Annotated in this window: 16 protein-coding genes; 12 read left to right on the forward strand and 4 right to left on the reverse strand. The window is 72.6% G+C overall.

Annotated elements, in window-relative coordinates; translation table 11 throughout:
• Positions 1–100: 100 nt before the first annotated feature.
• The 10 genes from ACZ5GH_RS03510 (at position 101) to ACZ5GH_RS03555 (ending at position 10,693) form a co-directional block, all read left to right on the forward strand.
• Complete coding sequence (locus tag ACZ5GH_RS03510; RefSeq protein ID WP_387747442.1) at positions 101–1,675, forward strand: 4-hydroxyphenylacetate 3-hydroxylase family protein; 1,575 nt, start codon at positions 101–103, stop codon at positions 1,673–1,675.
• Positions 1,676–1,713: 38 nt separating this feature from the next.
• On the forward strand, positions 1,714–3,465 hold the full coding sequence (locus tag ACZ5GH_RS03515) for an amino acid adenylation domain-containing protein (protein ID WP_464333397.1): 1,752 nt from the start codon (positions 1,714–1,716) through the stop codon (positions 3,463–3,465).
• Entirely contained in the window at positions 3,462–3,683 is a 222-nt protein-coding gene (locus ACZ5GH_RS03520) for an MbtH family protein (protein ID WP_387747438.1), read from the forward strand. The genes ACZ5GH_RS03515 and ACZ5GH_RS03520 overlap by 4 nt, the downstream gene beginning before the upstream one ends.
• Before the next feature lie 13 nt (positions 3,684–3,696).
• The gene (gene hppD / locus ACZ5GH_RS03525) at positions 3,697–4,779 is read left to right on the forward strand and encodes a 4-hydroxyphenylpyruvate dioxygenase (protein WP_464333398.1); all 1,083 of its coding nucleotides are present in this window, start codon (positions 3,697–3,699) and stop codon (positions 4,777–4,779) included.
• Positions 4,769–5,611 carry a class I SAM-dependent methyltransferase gene (locus ACZ5GH_RS03530; RefSeq protein ID WP_464333399.1) on the forward strand — a complete coding sequence of 281 codons (843 nt, stop codon included), beginning with the start codon at positions 4,769–4,771 and terminating at the stop codon, positions 5,609–5,611. Before hppD ends, ACZ5GH_RS03530 begins: the two co-directional genes overlap by 11 nt.
• Positions 5,612–5,718: 107 nt before the next feature.
• On the forward strand, positions 5,719–6,867 hold the full coding sequence (locus tag ACZ5GH_RS03535; protein ID WP_387747432.1) for an LLM class flavin-dependent oxidoreductase: 1,149 nt from the start codon (positions 5,719–5,721) through the stop codon (positions 6,865–6,867).
• A gap of 153 nt (positions 6,868–7,020) precedes the next feature.
• Complete coding sequence (locus tag ACZ5GH_RS03540) at positions 7,021–8,574, forward strand: FAD-binding oxidoreductase (RefSeq protein WP_464333400.1); 1,554 nt, start codon at positions 7,021–7,023, stop codon at positions 8,572–8,574.
• A complete protein-coding gene (locus ACZ5GH_RS03545) occupies positions 8,567–9,340 on the forward strand; it encodes an SDR family oxidoreductase (protein ID WP_387747428.1) in 774 nt (257 codons plus the stop codon). Before ACZ5GH_RS03540 ends, ACZ5GH_RS03545 begins: the two co-directional genes overlap by 8 nt.
• A gap of 34 nt (positions 9,341–9,374) precedes the next feature.
• The gene (locus tag ACZ5GH_RS03550) at positions 9,375–10,091 is read left to right on the forward strand and encodes a DUF2306 domain-containing protein (protein WP_387747426.1); all 717 of its coding nucleotides are present in this window, start codon (positions 9,375–9,377) and stop codon (positions 10,089–10,091) included.
• 239 nt (positions 10,092–10,330) lie between these two features.
• The gene (locus ACZ5GH_RS03555; protein ID WP_401108743.1) at positions 10,331–10,693 is read left to right on the forward strand and encodes a YciI family protein; all 363 of its coding nucleotides are present in this window, start codon (positions 10,331–10,333) and stop codon (positions 10,691–10,693) included.
• A 146-nt stretch (positions 10,694–10,839) separates the two neighbouring features.
• Here ACZ5GH_RS03555 and ACZ5GH_RS03560 read toward each other — a convergent pair whose 3' ends face one another.
• From ACZ5GH_RS03560 to ACZ5GH_RS03575, 4 genes are all read right to left on the reverse strand, one after another.
• Positions 10,840–12,234, reverse strand: a complete 1,395-nt coding sequence (locus tag ACZ5GH_RS03560; RefSeq protein WP_464333401.1) for a multicopper oxidase family protein — start codon at positions 12,232–12,234, stop codon at positions 10,840–10,842.
• Positions 12,235–12,351: 117 nt separating this feature from the next.
• Entirely contained in the window at positions 12,352–13,371 is a 1,020-nt protein-coding gene (locus ACZ5GH_RS03565; RefSeq protein WP_387747420.1) for an alcohol dehydrogenase catalytic domain-containing protein, read from the reverse strand.
• A 21-nt stretch (positions 13,372–13,392) separates the two neighbouring features.
• Complete coding sequence (locus ACZ5GH_RS03570; protein WP_464333402.1) at positions 13,393–14,625, reverse strand: cytochrome P450 family protein; 1,233 nt, start codon at positions 14,623–14,625, stop codon at positions 13,393–13,395.
• Positions 14,626–14,714: 89 nt separating this feature from the next.
• A complete protein-coding gene (locus ACZ5GH_RS03575; RefSeq protein WP_387747416.1) occupies positions 14,715–15,893 on the reverse strand; it encodes an acyl-CoA dehydrogenase family protein in 1,179 nt (392 codons plus the stop codon).
• Between the two features lie 261 nt (positions 15,894–16,154).
• Here ACZ5GH_RS03575 and ACZ5GH_RS03580 point away from each other — a divergent pair, with 261 nt between their 5' ends.
• Together ACZ5GH_RS03580 and ACZ5GH_RS03585 are read left to right on the forward strand one after the other, a co-directional pair.
• A complete protein-coding gene (locus ACZ5GH_RS03580) occupies positions 16,155–16,568 on the forward strand; it encodes an SgcJ/EcaC family oxidoreductase (protein WP_387747414.1) in 414 nt (137 codons plus the stop codon).
• A gap of 83 nt (positions 16,569–16,651) precedes the next feature.
• Positions 16,652–17,809 carry an epoxide hydrolase family protein gene (locus ACZ5GH_RS03585; RefSeq protein ID WP_387747412.1) on the forward strand — a complete coding sequence of 386 codons (1,158 nt, stop codon included), beginning with the start codon at positions 16,652–16,654 and terminating at the stop codon, positions 17,807–17,809.
• The last annotated feature ends 73 nt before the right edge of the window (positions 17,810–17,882 follow it).

Genomic DNA, 17,882 nt, shown 5'->3' on the forward strand with positions numbered 1-17,882 from the left:
CCCGGGTGAGGGCAAGCGCGCACGCCGGGAGAAGCGGCCTCCGCATCCGGGCTGGCACGCTCGATCCGTCCGGTGAACTGGCAGCAAGGAGAGGCGTCTGATGGCCGAAGCCCGGGAGACCACCGCCGGCGATGCGCGCGGGACCCGCCCGCTGACCGGGGCGGAGTACATCGAGAGCCTTCGCGACGACCGGGAGATCTATCTCTACGGCGACCGGGTCAAGGACGTCACGACCCACCCGGCGTTCCACAATCCGGTCCGGATGACGGCACGGCTCTACGACGCCCTGCACGATCCCCGGCATCGGCCCGTACTGACCGCGCCGGTCGACAGCGGCGGCGAGGGCTACACCCACCGCTTCTTCACCACCCCGCGCAGCGCGGAGGACCTGGTCGGCGACCAGCAGGCGATCGCCGCCTGGGCGCGGATGAGCTACGGCTGGATGGGCCGCAGCCCCGACTACAAGGCGTCCTTCCTCGGCACCCTGGGCGCGAACGCGGACTTCTACGAGCCGTTCGCGGACAACGCCCGGCGCTGGTACGCGGAGTCGCAGGAGAAGGTGCTGTACTGGAACCACGCGATCGTGCACCCGCCGGTCGACCGGAGCCTGCCGCCGGACCAGGTGAAGGACGTCTTCATCCACGCCGAGCGGGAGACCGACGCCGGGCTGGTCGTGTCCGGCGCGAAGGTGGTCGCCACCGGCTCCGCGCTGACGCACTACAACTTCATCGCGCACTACGGCCTGCCGATCAAGGACCGCACCTTCGCCCTGGTGGCCACCGTGCCGATGGACGCTCCCGGGATGAAGCTGATCTGCCGCCCGTCGTACACCGCGACGGCGGCGGCGATGGGCAGCCCGTTCGACCACCCGCTGTCGTCCCGGCTGGACGAGAACGACACCATCCTGGTGCTCGACAAGGTGCTCATCCCGTGGGAGAACGTCTTCGTCTACGGGCAGCCGGAGAAGATCCGGATGTTCACCGGCCAGTCGGGCTTCATCGAGCGGTTCACCTTCCACGGCTGCACCCGGCTCGCGGTGAAGCTGGAGTTCATCGCCGGGCTGCTGGCCAAGGCGCTGGACATCACCGGTACCGGAGACTTCCGCGGGGTGCAGAGCCGGCTCGGCGAGGTGCTGGCCTGGCGCAACCTGTTCTGGGGGCTGTCGGACGCGGCCGCCCGCAACCCGGTCGCCTGGCGCAACGGCGCGGTGCTGCCCAACTCCCAGTACGGGCTGGCCTACCGGTGGTTCATGCAGACCGGCTACCCGCGGATCAGGGAGATCGTGCTCCAGGACGTGGCCAGCGGGCTGATCTACGTGAACTCCAGCGCCAAGGACTTCGACAACCCGGGGATCCGGCCCTACCTGGACCGGTTCCTGCGCGGCTCCGGCGGCGTGGACGCGGTCGAGCGGGTCAAGGTGATGAAACTGCTCTGGGACGCCGTCGGCAGCGAGTTCGGCGGCCGCCACGAGCTGTACGAGCGCAACTACGCCGGCAGCCACGAGAACACCCGGATCGAGCTGCTCTTCGCCCAGCTCGCCAACGGCCAGCTGGACTCCTACAAGGGCCTGGTCGACGAGTGCCTGGCGGAGTACGACCTGAACGGGTGGACCGTACCCGATCTGTCCTCCTTCGCCGACCTGAGCGACTCCGTCCACGGGCTGCTCGACAGCTGATCCGGGCACCGACAACCAATCGATCAGGATCGGAGGGCATGGTGGCTTCCCCTTCCCTTCAGGGGCATTTCACGGAACAGGCGCTCAGGACACCGGACGCGATCGCCGTGTCGTCCGGCGAAGTCCGGCTCACGTACCGGGAGTTGGACGAACGGGCGAACCGGTTGGCGCACCGGCTGGGCGAGCTCGGCGTGGTGGCCGAGTCGCCGGTCGCGGTGCTGATGGAACGGTCGGCGGACCTGGTGGTGGCGATCCTGGCCGTGCTCAAGGCCGGCGGCTGCTACCTCCCGCTGCACAGCGCCTACCCGCTGCCGCGCAAGCAGTGGATCGTGGAGCACTGCGCGGCGCCGGTGCTGCTGACCGACGAGGCGATGCGCCGGCAGGGTCTGCCGGAGGTCCCCGAGGTGGTCGTCGTCGACGGCGAGAAGGGCCTCGCCGACCACCCGGCGACGGACCCGGCCGTCCCCGTCGGCCCGGACGGGCTCGCCTACGTGATCCACACCTCGGGCTCCACCGGGGAGCCCAAGGGCGTCGCGATCGCCCACCGGGACGCGCTCGGCCTGGCCCTGGACTCGATCTGGGCGGACGGCCGGCACGAGCGGGTGCTGATGGTGGCGCCGTACGCCTTCAACGTCTCCACGTACGAGCTCTGGGTGCCGCTGCTGCACGGCGGGCGGATCGTGGTGGCGCCGCCCGGCGACCTCGACGTGCACGCCCTGCGCGGGCTGATCGCCGAGGAGCGGATCACCGGCATCCACCTGACCGCGGGGCTGTTCCGGGTGCTGGCCGAGGAGGACCCGGGCTGCCTGGCCGGGGTGCGCGAGGTGCTCACCGGCGGCGACGTCATCGCCCCCTCGGCCGTCCGGCGGGTGCTGGAGCACAACCCCGGCCTGGTGGTGCGCGCGATGTACGGCGCGACCGAGGCGACGCTGTTCAGCACCAGCTCGCCGATGACCGCCCCCTTCCGGGCGGACGGCCCGGTGGGCGTCGGCCGGCCGATGGACGACGTGCGGCTGCACGTCCTGGACGCCGAGCTTCGGCCGGTGCCGGTCGGCGGGGTGGGAGAGCTCCACATCGCCGGACGCGGCCTGGCCCGCGGCTACTACAACCGGCCCGACCTGACGGCCGAGCGCTTCGTCGCCAACCCCTTCGACGCGCCGGGCGAACGGATGTACCGCACCGGGGATCTCGTCCGGGTCGACCGGGACGGCCTGCTGGAGTACCTCGGCCGGGCCAACGACCAGCTCAAGGTGATGGGCTTCCGGGTGGAGCCCGCCGAGGTGGAGGCGGTGCTGGCGCGCTACCCCGGCCTGGCCCACGTCGCCGTGGTGGCACGGGAGTCGGAGTCCGGGGACAAGCGCCTGGTCGCCTACTACGTCCCGGAGTCCGACGTCGAGGCGGGCGCGCTGCGGGCGCACGCGGTGGAGCAGCTGCCGGCCTACATGGTGCCGACGGCCTTCGTGAGCGTGCCCGCCCTCCCGCTGACGCCCAACGGCAAGCTGGACCGGCGGGCGCTGCCCGAGCCGGTGGCCGATGCCGCCCGCCGGGCGCCGGCGACCGAGCGGCAGCGGCAGCTGTGCGCGCTGTTCGCCGAGGTGCTCGGGGTGCCCGAGATCGGCGTCGACGACAGCTTCTTCGAGGTCGGCGGCCAGTCCCTGGACGCGATGCGGCTGGTCAGCCGGATCCGCGCGGCGCTGGACGTCCGCCTCACCGTCACCGACTTCTTCGACGTGCCCTCGGTGGCCGCCCTGGAAGCCCTGCTGGACCGGGCGGAGGGGGAACGGGGATGACCAGCCCCTTCGACGCCGACGACGGCGAGTTCACGGTCCTGGTCGACGCGGAGGGCCGGCACTCGCTCTGGCCGGCCGCCGTGGCGGTGCCGGCGGGCTGGACGCCCGTGCACGGGCCGTCCGGACGGGCCGCCGCCCTCGCGTACGTGAACGAGCACTGGACCGACCTGAGGCCGAAGAGCCTCACCGGGCGCCCCGCCGGGCAGCCCGACGACTGACGAGGAGTCTGACATGAGCCTCGACGCGGGTCAGGAGACCTTCTGCGGCATGCTCGTCGACCACATCACCTGCTACGTCGCCGACCTGGCGGTCACCACCGAGTGGCTGGTCCGCGGGTACGGCCTGGAAGTGTACGCGGGCTCCGCCCCGCAGGCGTCGGACCTCCGCTCGGTGGCGGTCGGCCGCAACGGCATCCGGGTGCTGCTCAGCCAGCCGCTGCCGGGCGACCACCCGGGGGCGGCGTACGTGGAGAAGCACGGGGACGGGGTGGCCGACATCGCGCTGCGCGTCCCGGACGCCCGGGCCGCCTTCGCGGCGGCCGTGCGGCGCGGTGCCCGGCCCGTCGCCGGGCCGGTCGCCGACGGCGAGCTGGTCACCGCGACCATCATGGGCGTCGGCGACATCGCCCACACCTTCGTCGAGCGGTCGGACCGGGCGGACGAGCGGACGCTGCCCGGGCTGACGCCGGTCGACACCGACCCGGCCGCGCCGGACCTCGGCCTGCGGGAGGTCGACCACTTCGCGATCTGCGTCGAGCCCGGGCAGATCGACGCGACGGTCGCCTTCTACCGCGAGGTCCTCGACTTCGAGCTGATCTTCACGGAGCGGATCGAGGTCAACGGGCAGGTGATGATCACCAAGGTGGTGCAGAACGGCACCGTCACCTTCACGCTGATCGAACCGGACCAGGCCCAGGTCAGCGGCCACCTGGACGAGTTCCTGAAGGACCACGGCGGCCCGGGGGTGCAGCACATCGCCTTCACCACGGACGACATCGTGCGCTCGGTCGACGCGATCGCCCGCCGGGGCGTGGAGTTCCTGGGCACCCCGCAGGCGTACTACCGGCTGCTGCCGGACCGCCTCACCCCGCTGCGGCACTCGGTGGCGGAGCTGGAGCGGCTGAACCTGCTGATCGACCAGGACCACGACGGCCAGCTGTTCCAGATCTTCGCCAAGTCCGTGCACCCCCGCAACACCCTCTTCCTGGAGGTCATCGAGCGGATGGGGGCCCGCTCCTTCGGCAGCGGCAACATCAAGGCGCTCTACCAGGCCATCGAGCACCAGCAGGGCAGGGGCACCGGCGATGACGCGTGACGGGATCTTCGACGACCGCTTCCGCACCGCGGTGGAGCGGCTGCGGGTGCCCGGCATGGGGACCGAGGTGGTGGCGCCGCTGCTCTCCCACCTGATCCACCTGGCCCGGCCCCGCCGGGTGCTGGAGGTCGGCATGGGGTACACCACGCCGTTCCTGGCGAAGGCCCTGGCCGAGGCCGAGGAGCTGGCCGAGGCCGAGGCGGCCGCGCTGGTCCGCAAGACCGGGCCGTACCTCGCGGACGGCCGGGAGCTGGACGAGGCGTGGATCGACAGCGAGCCCGCGCTGCTGCTGCCGGCCGGTTACCGCGAGCCGTACCGGCCGCGGTTCGTGGCGATCGACGACCTCTCGGACTCCGGCTCCTCGGCCCCGCTGGTGACGGAGGTGCTGGGCGAACTCGGCCTCGCCGAGCGGGTCACCATCGTCAACTCCGACATGCGCGGGGCCGTCGGCCGCCTCCCCGAGGAGTTCCGGCCGATCGACTTCGCCTGGGTGGACGCCTGGGACTGCCTCTACTTCTTCGAGAACTTCTGGGAGTTGATCGACCCGGACGGCGGGATCGTGGTCATGCACTACCTGATGACCTACCCCGAGGGCGAGGCGATCCTGGAGTACATCGCCGACACCCAGCGGACGGCCCCCGGCGAGTTCGAGATGCTGAACCTGCTGGAGAGCCGGAAGCTGCGGCAGAACAGCATGACCGTGCTGCGCCGCACCAGCGGCAGCCGGCCCAGGCAGTACTCCGACACCGGTCAACGCCCGCGCCTCGGCGGCCGGGTGCGCGAGGACGCCGTCGCGCTGGCCCGGTCGCTGGAGGCCCGCGGCACCGGCTGAACCGGGGCCGGACCGCGCGGGCAATCTGGAAGATGGCGGCCTCCGCCTGCCTGGATAGATTGATTCACATCCACTGCGAGCCTTGCGAACAGAGGGGAACCACCGGCATGAGCACACTCTCCGAGGACCCGAACAGCGTCAAGTTCGTCTACTGGGACAACCTCACCTACGCGCCCACGGGCTCGCGCTCGCCGGAGGAGTGGGATCCGGTCCTCGGCGCCCGCCTCTACGAGAGCTACCTCGACCACTGCGTCGAGGCCGAGCGCCTCGGCTACGCCGGCCTGAGCGTGCCGGAGCACTTCGGCCCGTCGTCGATCTCCCCGCACCCGAACATCCTGCTGGCCGCGCTCGCCGCGCGGACCACCCGGGCCCGGCTGGTCACGGGCGTGAACCTGGCCCTGCTGCACCACCCGCTGCACCTCGCCGAGCAGTTCAACATGATCGACGTGCTCTCCAACGGCCGCCTGGAGATCGGCCTCGGCCGGCGCGGCGACCGGGCCGCCTTCGAGCACAGCGCCGACCTCGTCGACGGCGCCGTCAACCGGATCGACCACCCGGTGGCGAAGGACGACCTGACCGCCACGTACACCGCCTTCCTCCAGGACACCGAGGTCGCGAAGGTCACCGTGTGGCCCCGGCCGGTGCAGCCGAGCGTGCCGCTGTGGGTGGCCGCCGAGACGGACGGCTCCCTCGCCATGGCGGCCCGCCGCGGCTGGAACGTGTTCACCGGGCTGAACCTCGACCCGTCGGCCGGCGGCATGTCCAAGATCAGCGTGGACGAGATGGTCACCCGCCTGCACCGCTACTTCGAGGTCGGCAAGGAGCACGGACACGAGCTGTCCATGGCGAACACCGCGGCGAGTTGCTTCACCGTGGTCGCCGACACCGACCGCGAGGCCGCCGAGATCGTCCGCGCCGGCTTCGTCTCGCACATCGAGACGGCCGGCGGGGTCCTGGCGCGGATGGCCGGAGCCTCGCCCGCCGACAGCCCGCTGTCGGAGCTCGCGAAGGAGGGCGACACCGGCGTGCAGGGCGTGTTCGAGGCCCCCGCGGAGTCCTACCTCCGCAACCCCTTCGCCCTGGTCGGCTCGCCCGAGACGGTCCGGGCCAAGCTGGACGCGCTGGTGTCCGCCGGCTTCCGCCGGTTCGTGCTGTTCTGCGGCGGCGTCGGCACCGCCCACGAGGTCGGCTGGCAGTCGGCCCGGGCGATGGCCGAGGACGTGGCCCCCGAGCTGTTCGCCCCCAACGCCGGCTAGCCGGCCGTCCCGGCCCGGGGAACGCGCCCCGTCCCGACGGCGAGGGATCGGGACGGGGCGGGTTCCCCCGGGCCGTGCGGGAGGACCCCGGGACCCGACGGCCGGCACCCGGGGCGACCTGGGCCGGCCGCGCACGTGGAAGGACGAACGAGCATGAGCGACAGGACCGTTGATCCGACCGGGCCGACGGTGGTCAGGCCCGGGGACCCTCGGTACGAGAACCTCGTCCAGGGCTACAACCACCGCTTCGTCGGACGCCCCGACCAGGTGCACGTGGTGACCGGCACCGAGGAGGTGGTGGCGGCCGTCGACGAGGCGGTGGCGGCGGGCAGGCGGATCGCGGTCCGCAGCGGCGGTCACTGCTTCGAGGACTTCACCGCCTCCCCCGACGTCCAGGTGCTGCTGGACGTGTCCCAACTGAACGGCGTCTCCTACGATCCCGCCCGGCGCGCGATCGAGGTCGGCTCCGGCGCCCTGCTGGGCGACGTCTACCGGACCCTCTTCAAGCGCTGGGGCGTGACGGTCCCGGCCGGCACCTGCCTGGAGGTCGGCGTCGGCGGCCACTTCGCGGCCGGCGGCTACGGACACCTCTCGCGCCGCGACGGCCTGGTGGTCGACCACCTGTACGCCGTCGAGGTGGTGGTCGTCGACGAGTCGGGCAGGGCCCGCGCGGTGGTGGCGACCGCCGACCCCGAGGACCCCCACCACGACCTCTGGTGGGCCCACACCGGCGGGGGCGGCGGCAACTTCGGCGTGGTGACCAGGTACTGGCTGCGCACCCCCGGGGCCGACGCCGCGGACCCGGCCCTGCTGCTGCCCAAGGCTCCGGCCCGGGTGTGGAAGCGGACGGTGATGTGGCCCTGGGCGGAGATGACCGAGCGGTCCCTCACCACCCTGCTGCGCAACTACTGCACCTGGTACGAGGACCACGACGACGCCGACGCGCCGGCGGCCGGCCTGTGGAGCAACCTGATCGTCACCCACCGGGACTCCGGGGCGTTCGGGATGGTCGTGGTGATCGACCACGACGGGCCCGACGCCGAGAAGGTGCTGGCCGAGCACTTCGACTCGGTCAGCGCGGGAGTCGGCGTGGAGCCCTCGGTGCACCTCACCGAGGTCGTGCCGTGGCTGAGCTCCTGGCTGCCCTCGTACAGCTTCCCGAACGACCCCAAGGGGCGCTACAAGGACAAGGCCGCCTACCTGCGCAAGGGCTTCACCGACCGCCAACTCGGGGTGATCTGGCGCTACCTGACCGATCCGGAGCACATCAACCCGATGTCGTGCCTGGTGGTCGCCGGCTTCGGCGGGAAGGTCAACACCGTCGCCCCCGACGCCACCGCCGCCGTCCAGCGGGACTCCGTCCTGAAGGTCCTCTACGGAGGCGGCGTCTGGCAGTCCGCGGACCAGGACGAGGCCTGCGTCTCCTGGATCCGGGAGTTCTACCGCGAGGTCCACGCCGGGACCGGCGGGGTCCCCGTCTCCGACGCCTTCACCGACGGCGCCTACATCGGCTACCCCGACAGCGACCTGGCCGACCCCGCGTGGAACACCTCGGGGGTGCCGTGGTCGACGCTCTACTACGGCGCCAACTACCCGCGCCTGCAGCGGGTCAAGCGGACGTACGACCCCCGGAACGTGTTCCGCCACGCACTGTCGATCGAACCAACCGAAGCACACCCGGACTTGCTGGAGGATCAGGATGCTTGAGGACAAGGTCGTCGTGGTCTCGGGGGTCGGCCCCGGCCTGGGACGCTCGATAGCCCTGCGCGCCGCGCACGCGGGCGCGGACGTGGTGCTCGCCGCCCGGACCGGCTCCCGGATCGCGGAGATCGCCGCGGAGGTCGAGCGGACCGGGCGCCGGGCGCTGGCGGTACCGACCGACATCACCGACGACGAGTCGGCGGCCGCCCTGGTCAAGGCCGCGACGGAGACCTTCGGCCGGATCGACGCCCTGGTGAACAACGCCTTCGCGGTGCCGCCGCTGGTCGACCTCGGCGAGGTCGAACTGTCGGACGTCCGGGCCGGGTTCGAGACCAACGTCTACGCCGCACTGCGGCTCACCCGGCTGTTCTCCCCCGCCCTGGCCGAGAACCGGGGCTCGGTCGTGATGATCAACTCCGCGGTGATCCGGCACTCCAAGCGGCTGTTCGGCGCCTACAAGATGAGCAAGGCCGCCCTGCTGTCGCTGGCCCAGAGCCTGGCCACCGAACTCGGCCCGCAGGGCGTCCGGGTGAACACCGTCGCCCCCGGGTACATCTGGGCGGACGCGCTGCGCGAGGGCTTCGGCCAGTGGGCGGCGCAGCGCGGCGTCACCGTCCAGGACATCTACGACGAGGTCGCGGCCACCCTCGACCTCGGCCGGCTCCCCGAGCCGGACGAGGTCGCCGACGCCGTGCTGTTCCTGATGTCCCCGCTCTCCCGCGCCGTCACCGGCCACTGCCTGGACGTCAACGCCGGCGAGTACCACCACTGAACCGCCCGGACCCAACGGAAGTCGAGGATCAGCGGTGACACAGAACACGGAGCCGTCCGGGGCGCTGGCCGCCGGACGGGAACGCGCGAGACCCGGCGGCGGTGCGGCCGCGGCCGCACCGAGCTGGTGGCAGAGCCCATGGGTGGCGGCCCTGGCCGTCCTGGTGGTCTTCAACCTGGTGTACGCCTTCCCCCGCTACCTGACCGGCGGGCCGGGGCAGGCGCGGATCCCGCTGGACGCGGGCTTCCCGGCGCACTACGCCGTCCTGGTGGGGCACGTCGTCTTCGGCAACATCTCGATGGTGACGGTGTTCCTCCAGGTCCTGCCGTGGATCCGCCGCCACTACCCGGCGGTGCACCGGGTGAGCGGCCGGGTGTACGTCTTCGCCGGGGCCCTGCCCGGCGGGCTGCTGGCGCTGGTGCTGCTGCCCTACTCCACCGCCCCGAGCGGCCAGATCGGCCTGGCCATGATGGGCGGGCTCTGGCTGCTCACCACCGTGCTCGGGCTGCGGGCCGCCCTGCAGCGCCGGTACGTCGACCACCGGCGCTGGATGGTCTACAGCTTCGCGATGGCCCTCGGCACCAGCTGGGGCCGGGTGGTGGTCGAGCTGATGGGGTACATCCCGGGCTTCAAGCTCGACCTCCCGACGCTGCTGGAGGTCGCCAACTGGGCGGGCTGGGTGGTCAACCTGCTGGTCGCCCACTGGTGGCTGGAGCGGACCGGCCCCCGGGCCGCCCAGCTGGTGCGCTGACACCGGTCCCCGCGCGGCCGGCCGTGAACCCTCACGGCCGGCCGCGCGTTTTCGTGCCCCCGACCACCCCCTGCACCGCGCCCGCGCCCGTCCCGTTGCCGCAACCCCGACGACCGGAGCCCCCGCGGGCACAACAGACCGGCGGGCCGGAAAACGTCGAGAACGGCCCGTCGGCTCCGACGTCTCCAGTGAGGACCCTCCGGAGACGCCCGGGGGCCACGGCCCAAGGAGTGAGAATCATGAAGTACCTGCTCGTGATGCACATGGACCCGGTGCTGTGGGACGGCCTGTCCGTGGACGAGCAGCAGGCGGTGTACGCCGGCCACGGCGACTTCATGAAGCTCATCAAGGAGTCCGGCGAACTGGTCACCACGCAGGCGCTGGCGGTGCCGGAGCAGAGTACGACCGTCCGGGTCCGCGACGACGGCCCGGTGCACAGCGACGGGCCGTACCTGGACACCAAGGAGTTCGTCTGCGGCTTCTACCTGGTCGACGTCGAGACCAGGGAGCGCGCGATCGAGCTGGCCGCGCTGATCCCGGACGCCCGGCACACGGGGGTCGAGGTCCGTCAGGTGATGTTCGAGCAGGGCCTGGAGATGTGACGGCCCGGGGCCCGGCTCCGACCCCGCGGACGGGGGTCGGAGCCGGGCCCCGGGCCGGTGCGCGAACGCCGGCGGCGGGCCGGGCCGGGGGTCCGGCCCGGCCCGCCGCCGGCGTTCGCGGATCAGCGGATCAGCGGATCAGCGGATCAGTCGACGATCTCCAGCTGGCCCATCATCCCCGCCGAGGAGTGCTCCAGCATGTGGCAGTGGTACATGTAGCGGCCGAGGTAGTCGGTGAAGGTCGCCTGGACCCGGACGGAGGTGCCGGGCGGAAGCGGCACGGTGTCCTTCAGGCCGGCGTCACCGGGCAGCGGCGGGCGGCCGTCCCGGTCCAGCACCCGGAACTGGGCGAGGTGCAGGTGGAACGAGTGCTGGATCGGGCCGTACTTGGTGGCGCTGTCGCCGTTGGTGACCGTCCAGATCTCGGTGGCACCGCGCCGGATCCGCTGGTCGACCCGGTCCGGGTCGAAGGCGAGCCCGTTGACCAGGCCGACCGGCGTGCCGTCCAGGTCGAAGGAGAGCGTCAGCTCGCGGTGGACCGTGGCCGGCGGCAGCTCGGGCAGCGGGCGCAGGACGGCGGGCACCCGGCTGCGGTCGTGCCCCCTGCGGTCCACCCTGAACTGCAGCACCGGCTCGGTCCGGTCGTCGCCGGTGAACTGGCCCTGGTTGGTGAGCGCGGCCCGGCTGCCGACGGACAGCCCGGAGAAGTCCACGACCAGTTCCACCCGCTCACCGGCGGCGAGCGGGAAGTCCGTGCCGGTCCGGTCGACGGGCGCGGGCAGCAGACCGCCGTCCGAACCGATCTGGAGGACCGGCAGGGAGCCGAAGTTCAGCTTCAGGAACCGCAGCGTCGAGCTGTTCAGCAGGCGCAGCCGGTACTTGCGGGCGGCCACCGGGAAGTACGGCTTGGAGCGGCCGTTGACCAGGATCACGTTCCGCTTCGCCGGGTCGCCGTGCACCAGTCGGCCCTCGGCGTCGAACTCGGCGTCGCGGATCGCGATCGGGACGTCGTACTCGCCGCCGGGCAGGTCGTACCGGCGCTCGTCCTCGCCCTCGATCAGGTAGAAGCCGTGCATGCCGCGGTAGACGTGCTCGGCCTCGCTGTGATGGCTGTGGTCGTGGTACCAGAGCGTGGCGCCGGGCTGGCGGTTCGGGTACTCGTAGCGGCGCTCGCCGCCCGGGTCGATGAGCTGCATCGGGTGTCCGTCGCTGTCGGCCGGGACGTGGCCGCCGTGCAGGTGCACGTTGACGGCCTCGGGCAGCCGGTTGCGGTAGGTGACCAGGACCCGGCGGCCCTCCCGGGCGCGGATCGTCGGGCCGACGAAGCTCCCGCCGTAGGTCAGGCAGCTGGTCCGGACGCCCGGGAGCAGCTCCAGGTCGGCGGCCAGGACGTCGAGCCGGTAGACGTCGGTGTCGTCGGTCCGCGCCACCGGCCGCAGGGTCGGCGGGACGGGCATCCGCACGGCGAACGGCCCCTTGGCCGGTCCCCCGGCGGCGGCCGGTCCGGGCGGCAGCGGCTTCCCGCCGGCCAGCGCGCTCACCGGCAGCCCGACACCGGTGGCCGCCGCGATGCCCGCGAGGCCCAGAAATCTTCGCCTGTACAGGGTGTCCTCCCCACATCGGTACGCATGCGTTCACATCAGGGCCGTGACGGTTCGTCAGGCGTAGGTCACGACCGCGCGGAAGCGCGCCTCGCCCCGGTCGGCCCGCTCGACGGCCTCGGCGACCCGCTCCTTGGGGAAGGTCTCGATCATCGGCGTGACGGCGCCGGACGCGACCAGGTCCAGCGCCTCGGTGAGCTGGTCCAGGCCGTTGTGGGTGGCGCCGATCACCTGCTGGCGCTGCGCCCAGAACGGGCTGGTGGGCGGGATCGTGAAGGAGTCGACCGGGTCGATCGTGGCGAGCACGATCCGGCCGTTCGGCCGCAGCCCCTGGAGGGAGTCGGTGGCCGCCCGATAGGAGGTGCCGGTCACCAGGACGACGTCGGCGCCGCCCGCCGCCCGCAGTTGCTCGCCGTCGGCGACCACGTGGTCGGCCCCGAGCGTGCGGGCCAGCCCGTGCTTGTCCGGCGAGCGGGTGACGGCCACCGTCTCGAACCCGGCGGCGTGGGCGAACTGCACGGCGAGGTGGCCGAGTCCGCCGATCCCGAGGACCGCGACCCGCTCGTGCGGCTCGGGGTTGGCGGCACGCAGCGCGCTCCACGCGGTGTACCCCGCGCACAGCACCGGCGCGGCGGCCTCGTACGAGAGGGCGTCCGGCAGCAGCACCGTGCTCCCGGCCGCCACCGCGACGTACTCCGCGTGGCCGCCCTGGACGGTGAGGCCGCTCATCACCGACTCCGGGCAGTTCATCCCGGACTGCCCGGTGAGCGGGAGGTTGAGCCGGCAGTAGTCGCACCGGCCGCAGGTCGCCTGCACCCAGGTGGTGCCGACCCGGTCGCCGACCCGGCGGGTGGTCACTCCCGGGCCGACCTCGACGACCTCGCCGGCGGCCTCGTGGCCGACCACCACCGGGTCGAGCGGCGGGAAGGGGAAGACGCCCTGGCTGACCCAGAGGTCGTTGTGGCAGAGCCCGCAGGCGTGGACCCGGATCAGCACCTGGCCCGGACCTGCCTTGGGGGTGGGGACCTCGCGCAGTTCCCAGCGCGCCTTGGCCTCGGGTACGACGGCAGCCCACATCAGGCCGGCCTCCCTTTCGTGTCAGCGGGTTCGCGGCGTGAGGCGGACCGGGAGGGTCTGCACGCCGTTCATGATGAAGGTGACCTGCGGCTCCAGTTCCCCGGCGGGGACGGCGAGTTCGAGGTCGGGGAAGCGGTCGAACAGCGCGGCGAGGGCGACCTCGGCCTCCATCCGGGCCAGCGGCATGCCGATGCAGCGGTAGACGCCGTGGCCGAAGGAGAGGTGCTCCTTGTCCGGCCGGGTGGCGTCGAAGGCGGCCGCGCTGTCGCCGTGCACGGCGCGGTCGCGGCCCACCGCCGCGAAGTTGATCAGGACCGGTTCGCCCTTGGGGATGACGACGCCGCCGAGCTCGATGTCCTCCACCGCGAAGCGGAACGGCAGGTGGGCGACCGGCGCCTCGACCCGCAGGGTCTCCTCGATCACGTCCGCCCAGCTCACCGCACCGCTGCGGAGCAGCGCCAGCTGCTCGGGGTGGGTGAGCAGGGCCCGGGTCGCGTTGGCGAGCAGGTTCATCACCGGCTCGGTGCCGGTGGCGAGCAGCAGGTGCAGGGTGCCGACGAGTTCGGAGTCGTTCAGCCGGGAGCCGTCCTCCTCCTGGGCCTGGACCAGGTCGCTGGTCAGGTCGTCCCCGGGGCCGCGGCGCTTGGACTCGACGAACTCCGTCATCTCCCGGTGCCACTGCTCGACGTTGGCCGCCGACTCCTCCGGGGTGAGGGTGGTGTCGATGTTCGCCTCGCCGCCGCGCAGCATCTGCGCGCGGTCCTCGGCCGGCACGCCGAACAGGTCGCAGATCACCCGGGCGGGCATCGGGCGGGCGAAGCGGGCCTTGAGGTCCACCACCTCGCCGGGCGCGCAGCGGTCCAGTTCGTCCAGCAGTTCCTCGACGGCCTTCTCGACCTCGGCCCGCATGGCCTCGACCCGGCGCGGGGTGAAGGCCCCGGCGGTCAGCTTGCGCAGCCGGGTGTGGTCGGCGCCGTACCGGGTGGTGAGGTTGTCCATCAGCACCCAGCCGATCAGCGGGAAGTCCTCGCCGATCCGGCCCTCGGCGAAGGCCGTCCAGTGCTGCCGCGGGTCCTTGGACAGCCGGTGGTCGGTCATGGCCTGTCGGGCGAGCTCGTGGTCGGTGATCGACCAGGCGAGCACGCCGCCGGGCAGTTCGATGCGGGCGACCGGGCCGTTCGCCCGGATCCGGGCGGCCTCGCCGTGGATGTCGTGTCCGGCGGGGTCGATGACGACGGGTTCGGGGATTGCCATGGTGGGCCTCCGGCGGTCGGTGGGAACGGTGGGAGGGGCACGCCGGGGACAGGGCCGCCGGCGGGCGGCCCTGTACCGCGGAGCATCGGCTACAGGTAGAGGGTGTTGGGCCCGAGGCCGCAGGCGACCCGCCCGTACAGTTCGAGGTTGGTGTTGGGGTGCAGGATGCCGTGCAGGTTGAGGGTCTGGACGTCCCGCTCGATGCGCTGGATCGGCACCGTGGTGTAGATCGAGGAGCCGCCGCTGGCGGTGTTGAGGATGTCCACCGCTTCCTTGGTGCGCGCGCAGACCGCGCCGAGGTCGAGCCGGATCCGGGCCCGCTCCTCCAGGGTCCACTCCTCGCCGGTGGGGCCCTTGGTGTCGAGCAGGGTGGCGGCGCGGTGGGCGTGGAACTCCACCTCGTCGATCCTGGTGATGGCGTCGGCCACCTGGATGTGGGTCACCGGGGCCTCGGCCTGGTTGGCGTACTCGGTGTAGCTGATCTTCCGGCCGGGGAGCCGCTCGAAGAACGCCTCCCGGGCGGCCTTGGCCAGCCCGAGGGCGGGCGCGGCGACCGTGGCGCAGGCGGTGGGCATGAACGGGGCGCGGTAGATGGGCGCCTCGGCGTTCGCCAGGGAGCGGTGCCGGCCCTGGAGCACCGGGACCATCGGCAGCACCCGCGGCTCGGGGACGAACAGGTCGGTGGCGACGGTGGTGACGCTGCCGGAGCCGCGCAGGCCGGTGGTGTGCCAGTCGTCGACGATCTCCAGCTCCGCGAGCGGGACCGCCACCATGATCGGCTGCGGGCCTTCCGGGGTCATCAGCACGGCCGCGTTGGTGTTCCAGGCGCTGTGCAGCGCACCGGAGTTGAAGGTCCACTTGCCGTTCAGCAGCACGCCGCCCTCGACCGGCACGGCGACCGCGGTCGGGCTGAGGATGCCGCTCACCCGGACGTCCGGGTCAGCGAAGACCTCGTCCTGTACCTCGTCCGGGAACAGGCCGGCCATCCAGGAGCTGATCGCGTAGACCGCCGCGACCCAGGCCGTGGAGCCGTCGCCGCGGGCCAGCTCGGCGATCACGTCCACCGCGGTGCGCATGTCGGACTCGTAGCCGCCGTAGCGGACCGGAACCCGCATCCGCAGCAGCCCGGAGTCCCGGAGCGCGGCCAGCGTCTCGTCGGACAGCCGGCGGTGCTCCTCGTGCCACAGCGCGTTCTTCTGCAGCAGCGGCACCAACTCGGCGGCACGGCTCACCAGTTCTTCCCTGGACGGGGATTCCTTGGCTGTCATCTGGACTCCTCCGGAGTGGGCGGCCCGCTCGGAACGGTGGGCCGTCCGGGGGCCGCGGTCGTTGATCGGCCCTGTCGAGGCTGGCAGCCGGGCGGGGTGCCCGCATCTCCCGGATTGCGGCGCACCCGGAGCGCGGCCTGGCCGGGTGCCCGGTCAACCGAGCATCGCAATCGGGGAGTTGTCGCCCTCCGCGGGCTGCTGTGAGGCTGGCCGTCACCCGGCCGCCGTGATCGCGGCCGCGACCAGGAGAAGGAGAGAGCCATGTCCGCCACTCCCCCGTCCCACACCCCCGACGCCGCCGCGCTGCGCGCCGTCCCGGAGCGCATCGTCGCCGCCTGGGCCCAGCACGACGCCGACGGCTTCGCCGAGGTCTTCACCGAGGACGCCACCCTGATCCTGCCCGGCGACGTGTTCCTGACCGGCCGTCAGGCGATCCGCGCCTTCATGACCCAGGCCTTCGCCGGCCCGTTCAAGGGCACCCGGGTCACCGGCGAGCCGGTGTCGGTCCGCCCGCTGGCCGAGGACGTGGCCGTGGTGGTCACCCGGGGCGGCGTGCTGGCCCCCGGGGACACCGAGGTGACGGCCGAGCGCGCGATCCGGGCGACCTGGGTGCTGGCCCGCCAGGGCGGCGACTGGCGGATCGCCTCGTACCAGAACACCCCGATCGCCGCCTGAGACCCGGCCCGCCGCCGGCCCGCCGCCGCCCGCCGCGGCTGCCCGCCCCGGAGACCCGACCGTCCCACCGAGAGGACTTTGACATGCGCCCCTTCCGTATCGACGTCCCGCAGGAAGCCCTCGACGACCTGGACCGCCGGCTCGCGGCGACCCGCTGGCCGGGTGAACTGCCGGGCGTGGGCTGGCAGCGCGGTGTGCCGCTGGGCTACCTGAAGGACCTGGCCGAGTACTGGCGCACCGGCTTCGACTGGCGCAAGGCCGAGGAGCAGCTCAACGCGTTCCCGCAGTTCCTGACCGAGATCGACGGCGTGGACATCCACTTCCTGCACGTGCGCTCGCCGGAGCCGGACGCCATGCCGTTGATCATCACCCACGGCTGGCCCGGCTCGGTGGCGGAGTTCCTCGACGTGATCGGCCCGTTGACCGATCCGCGGGCCCACGGCGGCGACCCCGCCGACGCGTTCCACCTGGTCATCCCCTCGCTGCCCGGCTACGGCTTCTCCGGCCGCCCCCGGGAGACGGGCTGGGACACCGCCCGGGTCGGCCGGGCCTGGGCCGAGCTGATGCGCCGGCTCGACTACGACCGGTACCTCGTCCAGGGCGGCGACTGGGGCATGCCGATCTCGCTCCGGCTCGGCCTGGCCGATCCGGCGCACGTCGCGGGCGTCCACCTCAACATGCTCGCCACCTTCCCGCCGCAGGACCCGGCCGAGTTCGCGGACCTGGACGAGGCGGACCGGGCCCGGCTGGAGTTCGCCGCGCACTTCGAGCAGGACGGGGCCGGCTGGCGGAAGATCCAGTCCACCCGCCCGCAGACGATCAGCTACGCTCTGACCGACTCGCCGGTCGGCCAACTCGCCTGGATCGTCGAGAAGTTCAAGGAGTGGACGGCCGCCGACACGGCTCCGGAGGACGCCGTGGCCCGCGACCGGCTGCTGACCAACGCCGCGATCTACTGGTTCACCGCCTCCGCGGGCTCCAGCGCCCAGCTCTACTACGAGTCCAACCGGCTGGACTCCGAGTTCGTCGGCACCTGGGCCGGCCCGTGGCAGCTCGCCGCGCCGGTCGGGGTGGCCGTCTTCCCGGAGGACGCCGTCCGGCCGATCCGCCGGTGGGCCGAGCGGATCCTCCCGACCCTTGCCCACTGGTCCGAGTTCGAGCGCGGCGGGCACTTCGCGGCGCTGGAGGAGCCCGGGCTGTTCGTCGGCGACGTCCGGACGTTCGCGCGCCGGGTGCGCTGAGCGCCGTTCCGGGTCACCCTGATCCGGTCCCCTTCGACCAGGCCCGAGGTCGGCAACGACCCTGGGCGGAAAA

The sequence above is a fragment of the Kitasatospora sp. Xyl93 genome (assembly GCF_055383135.1).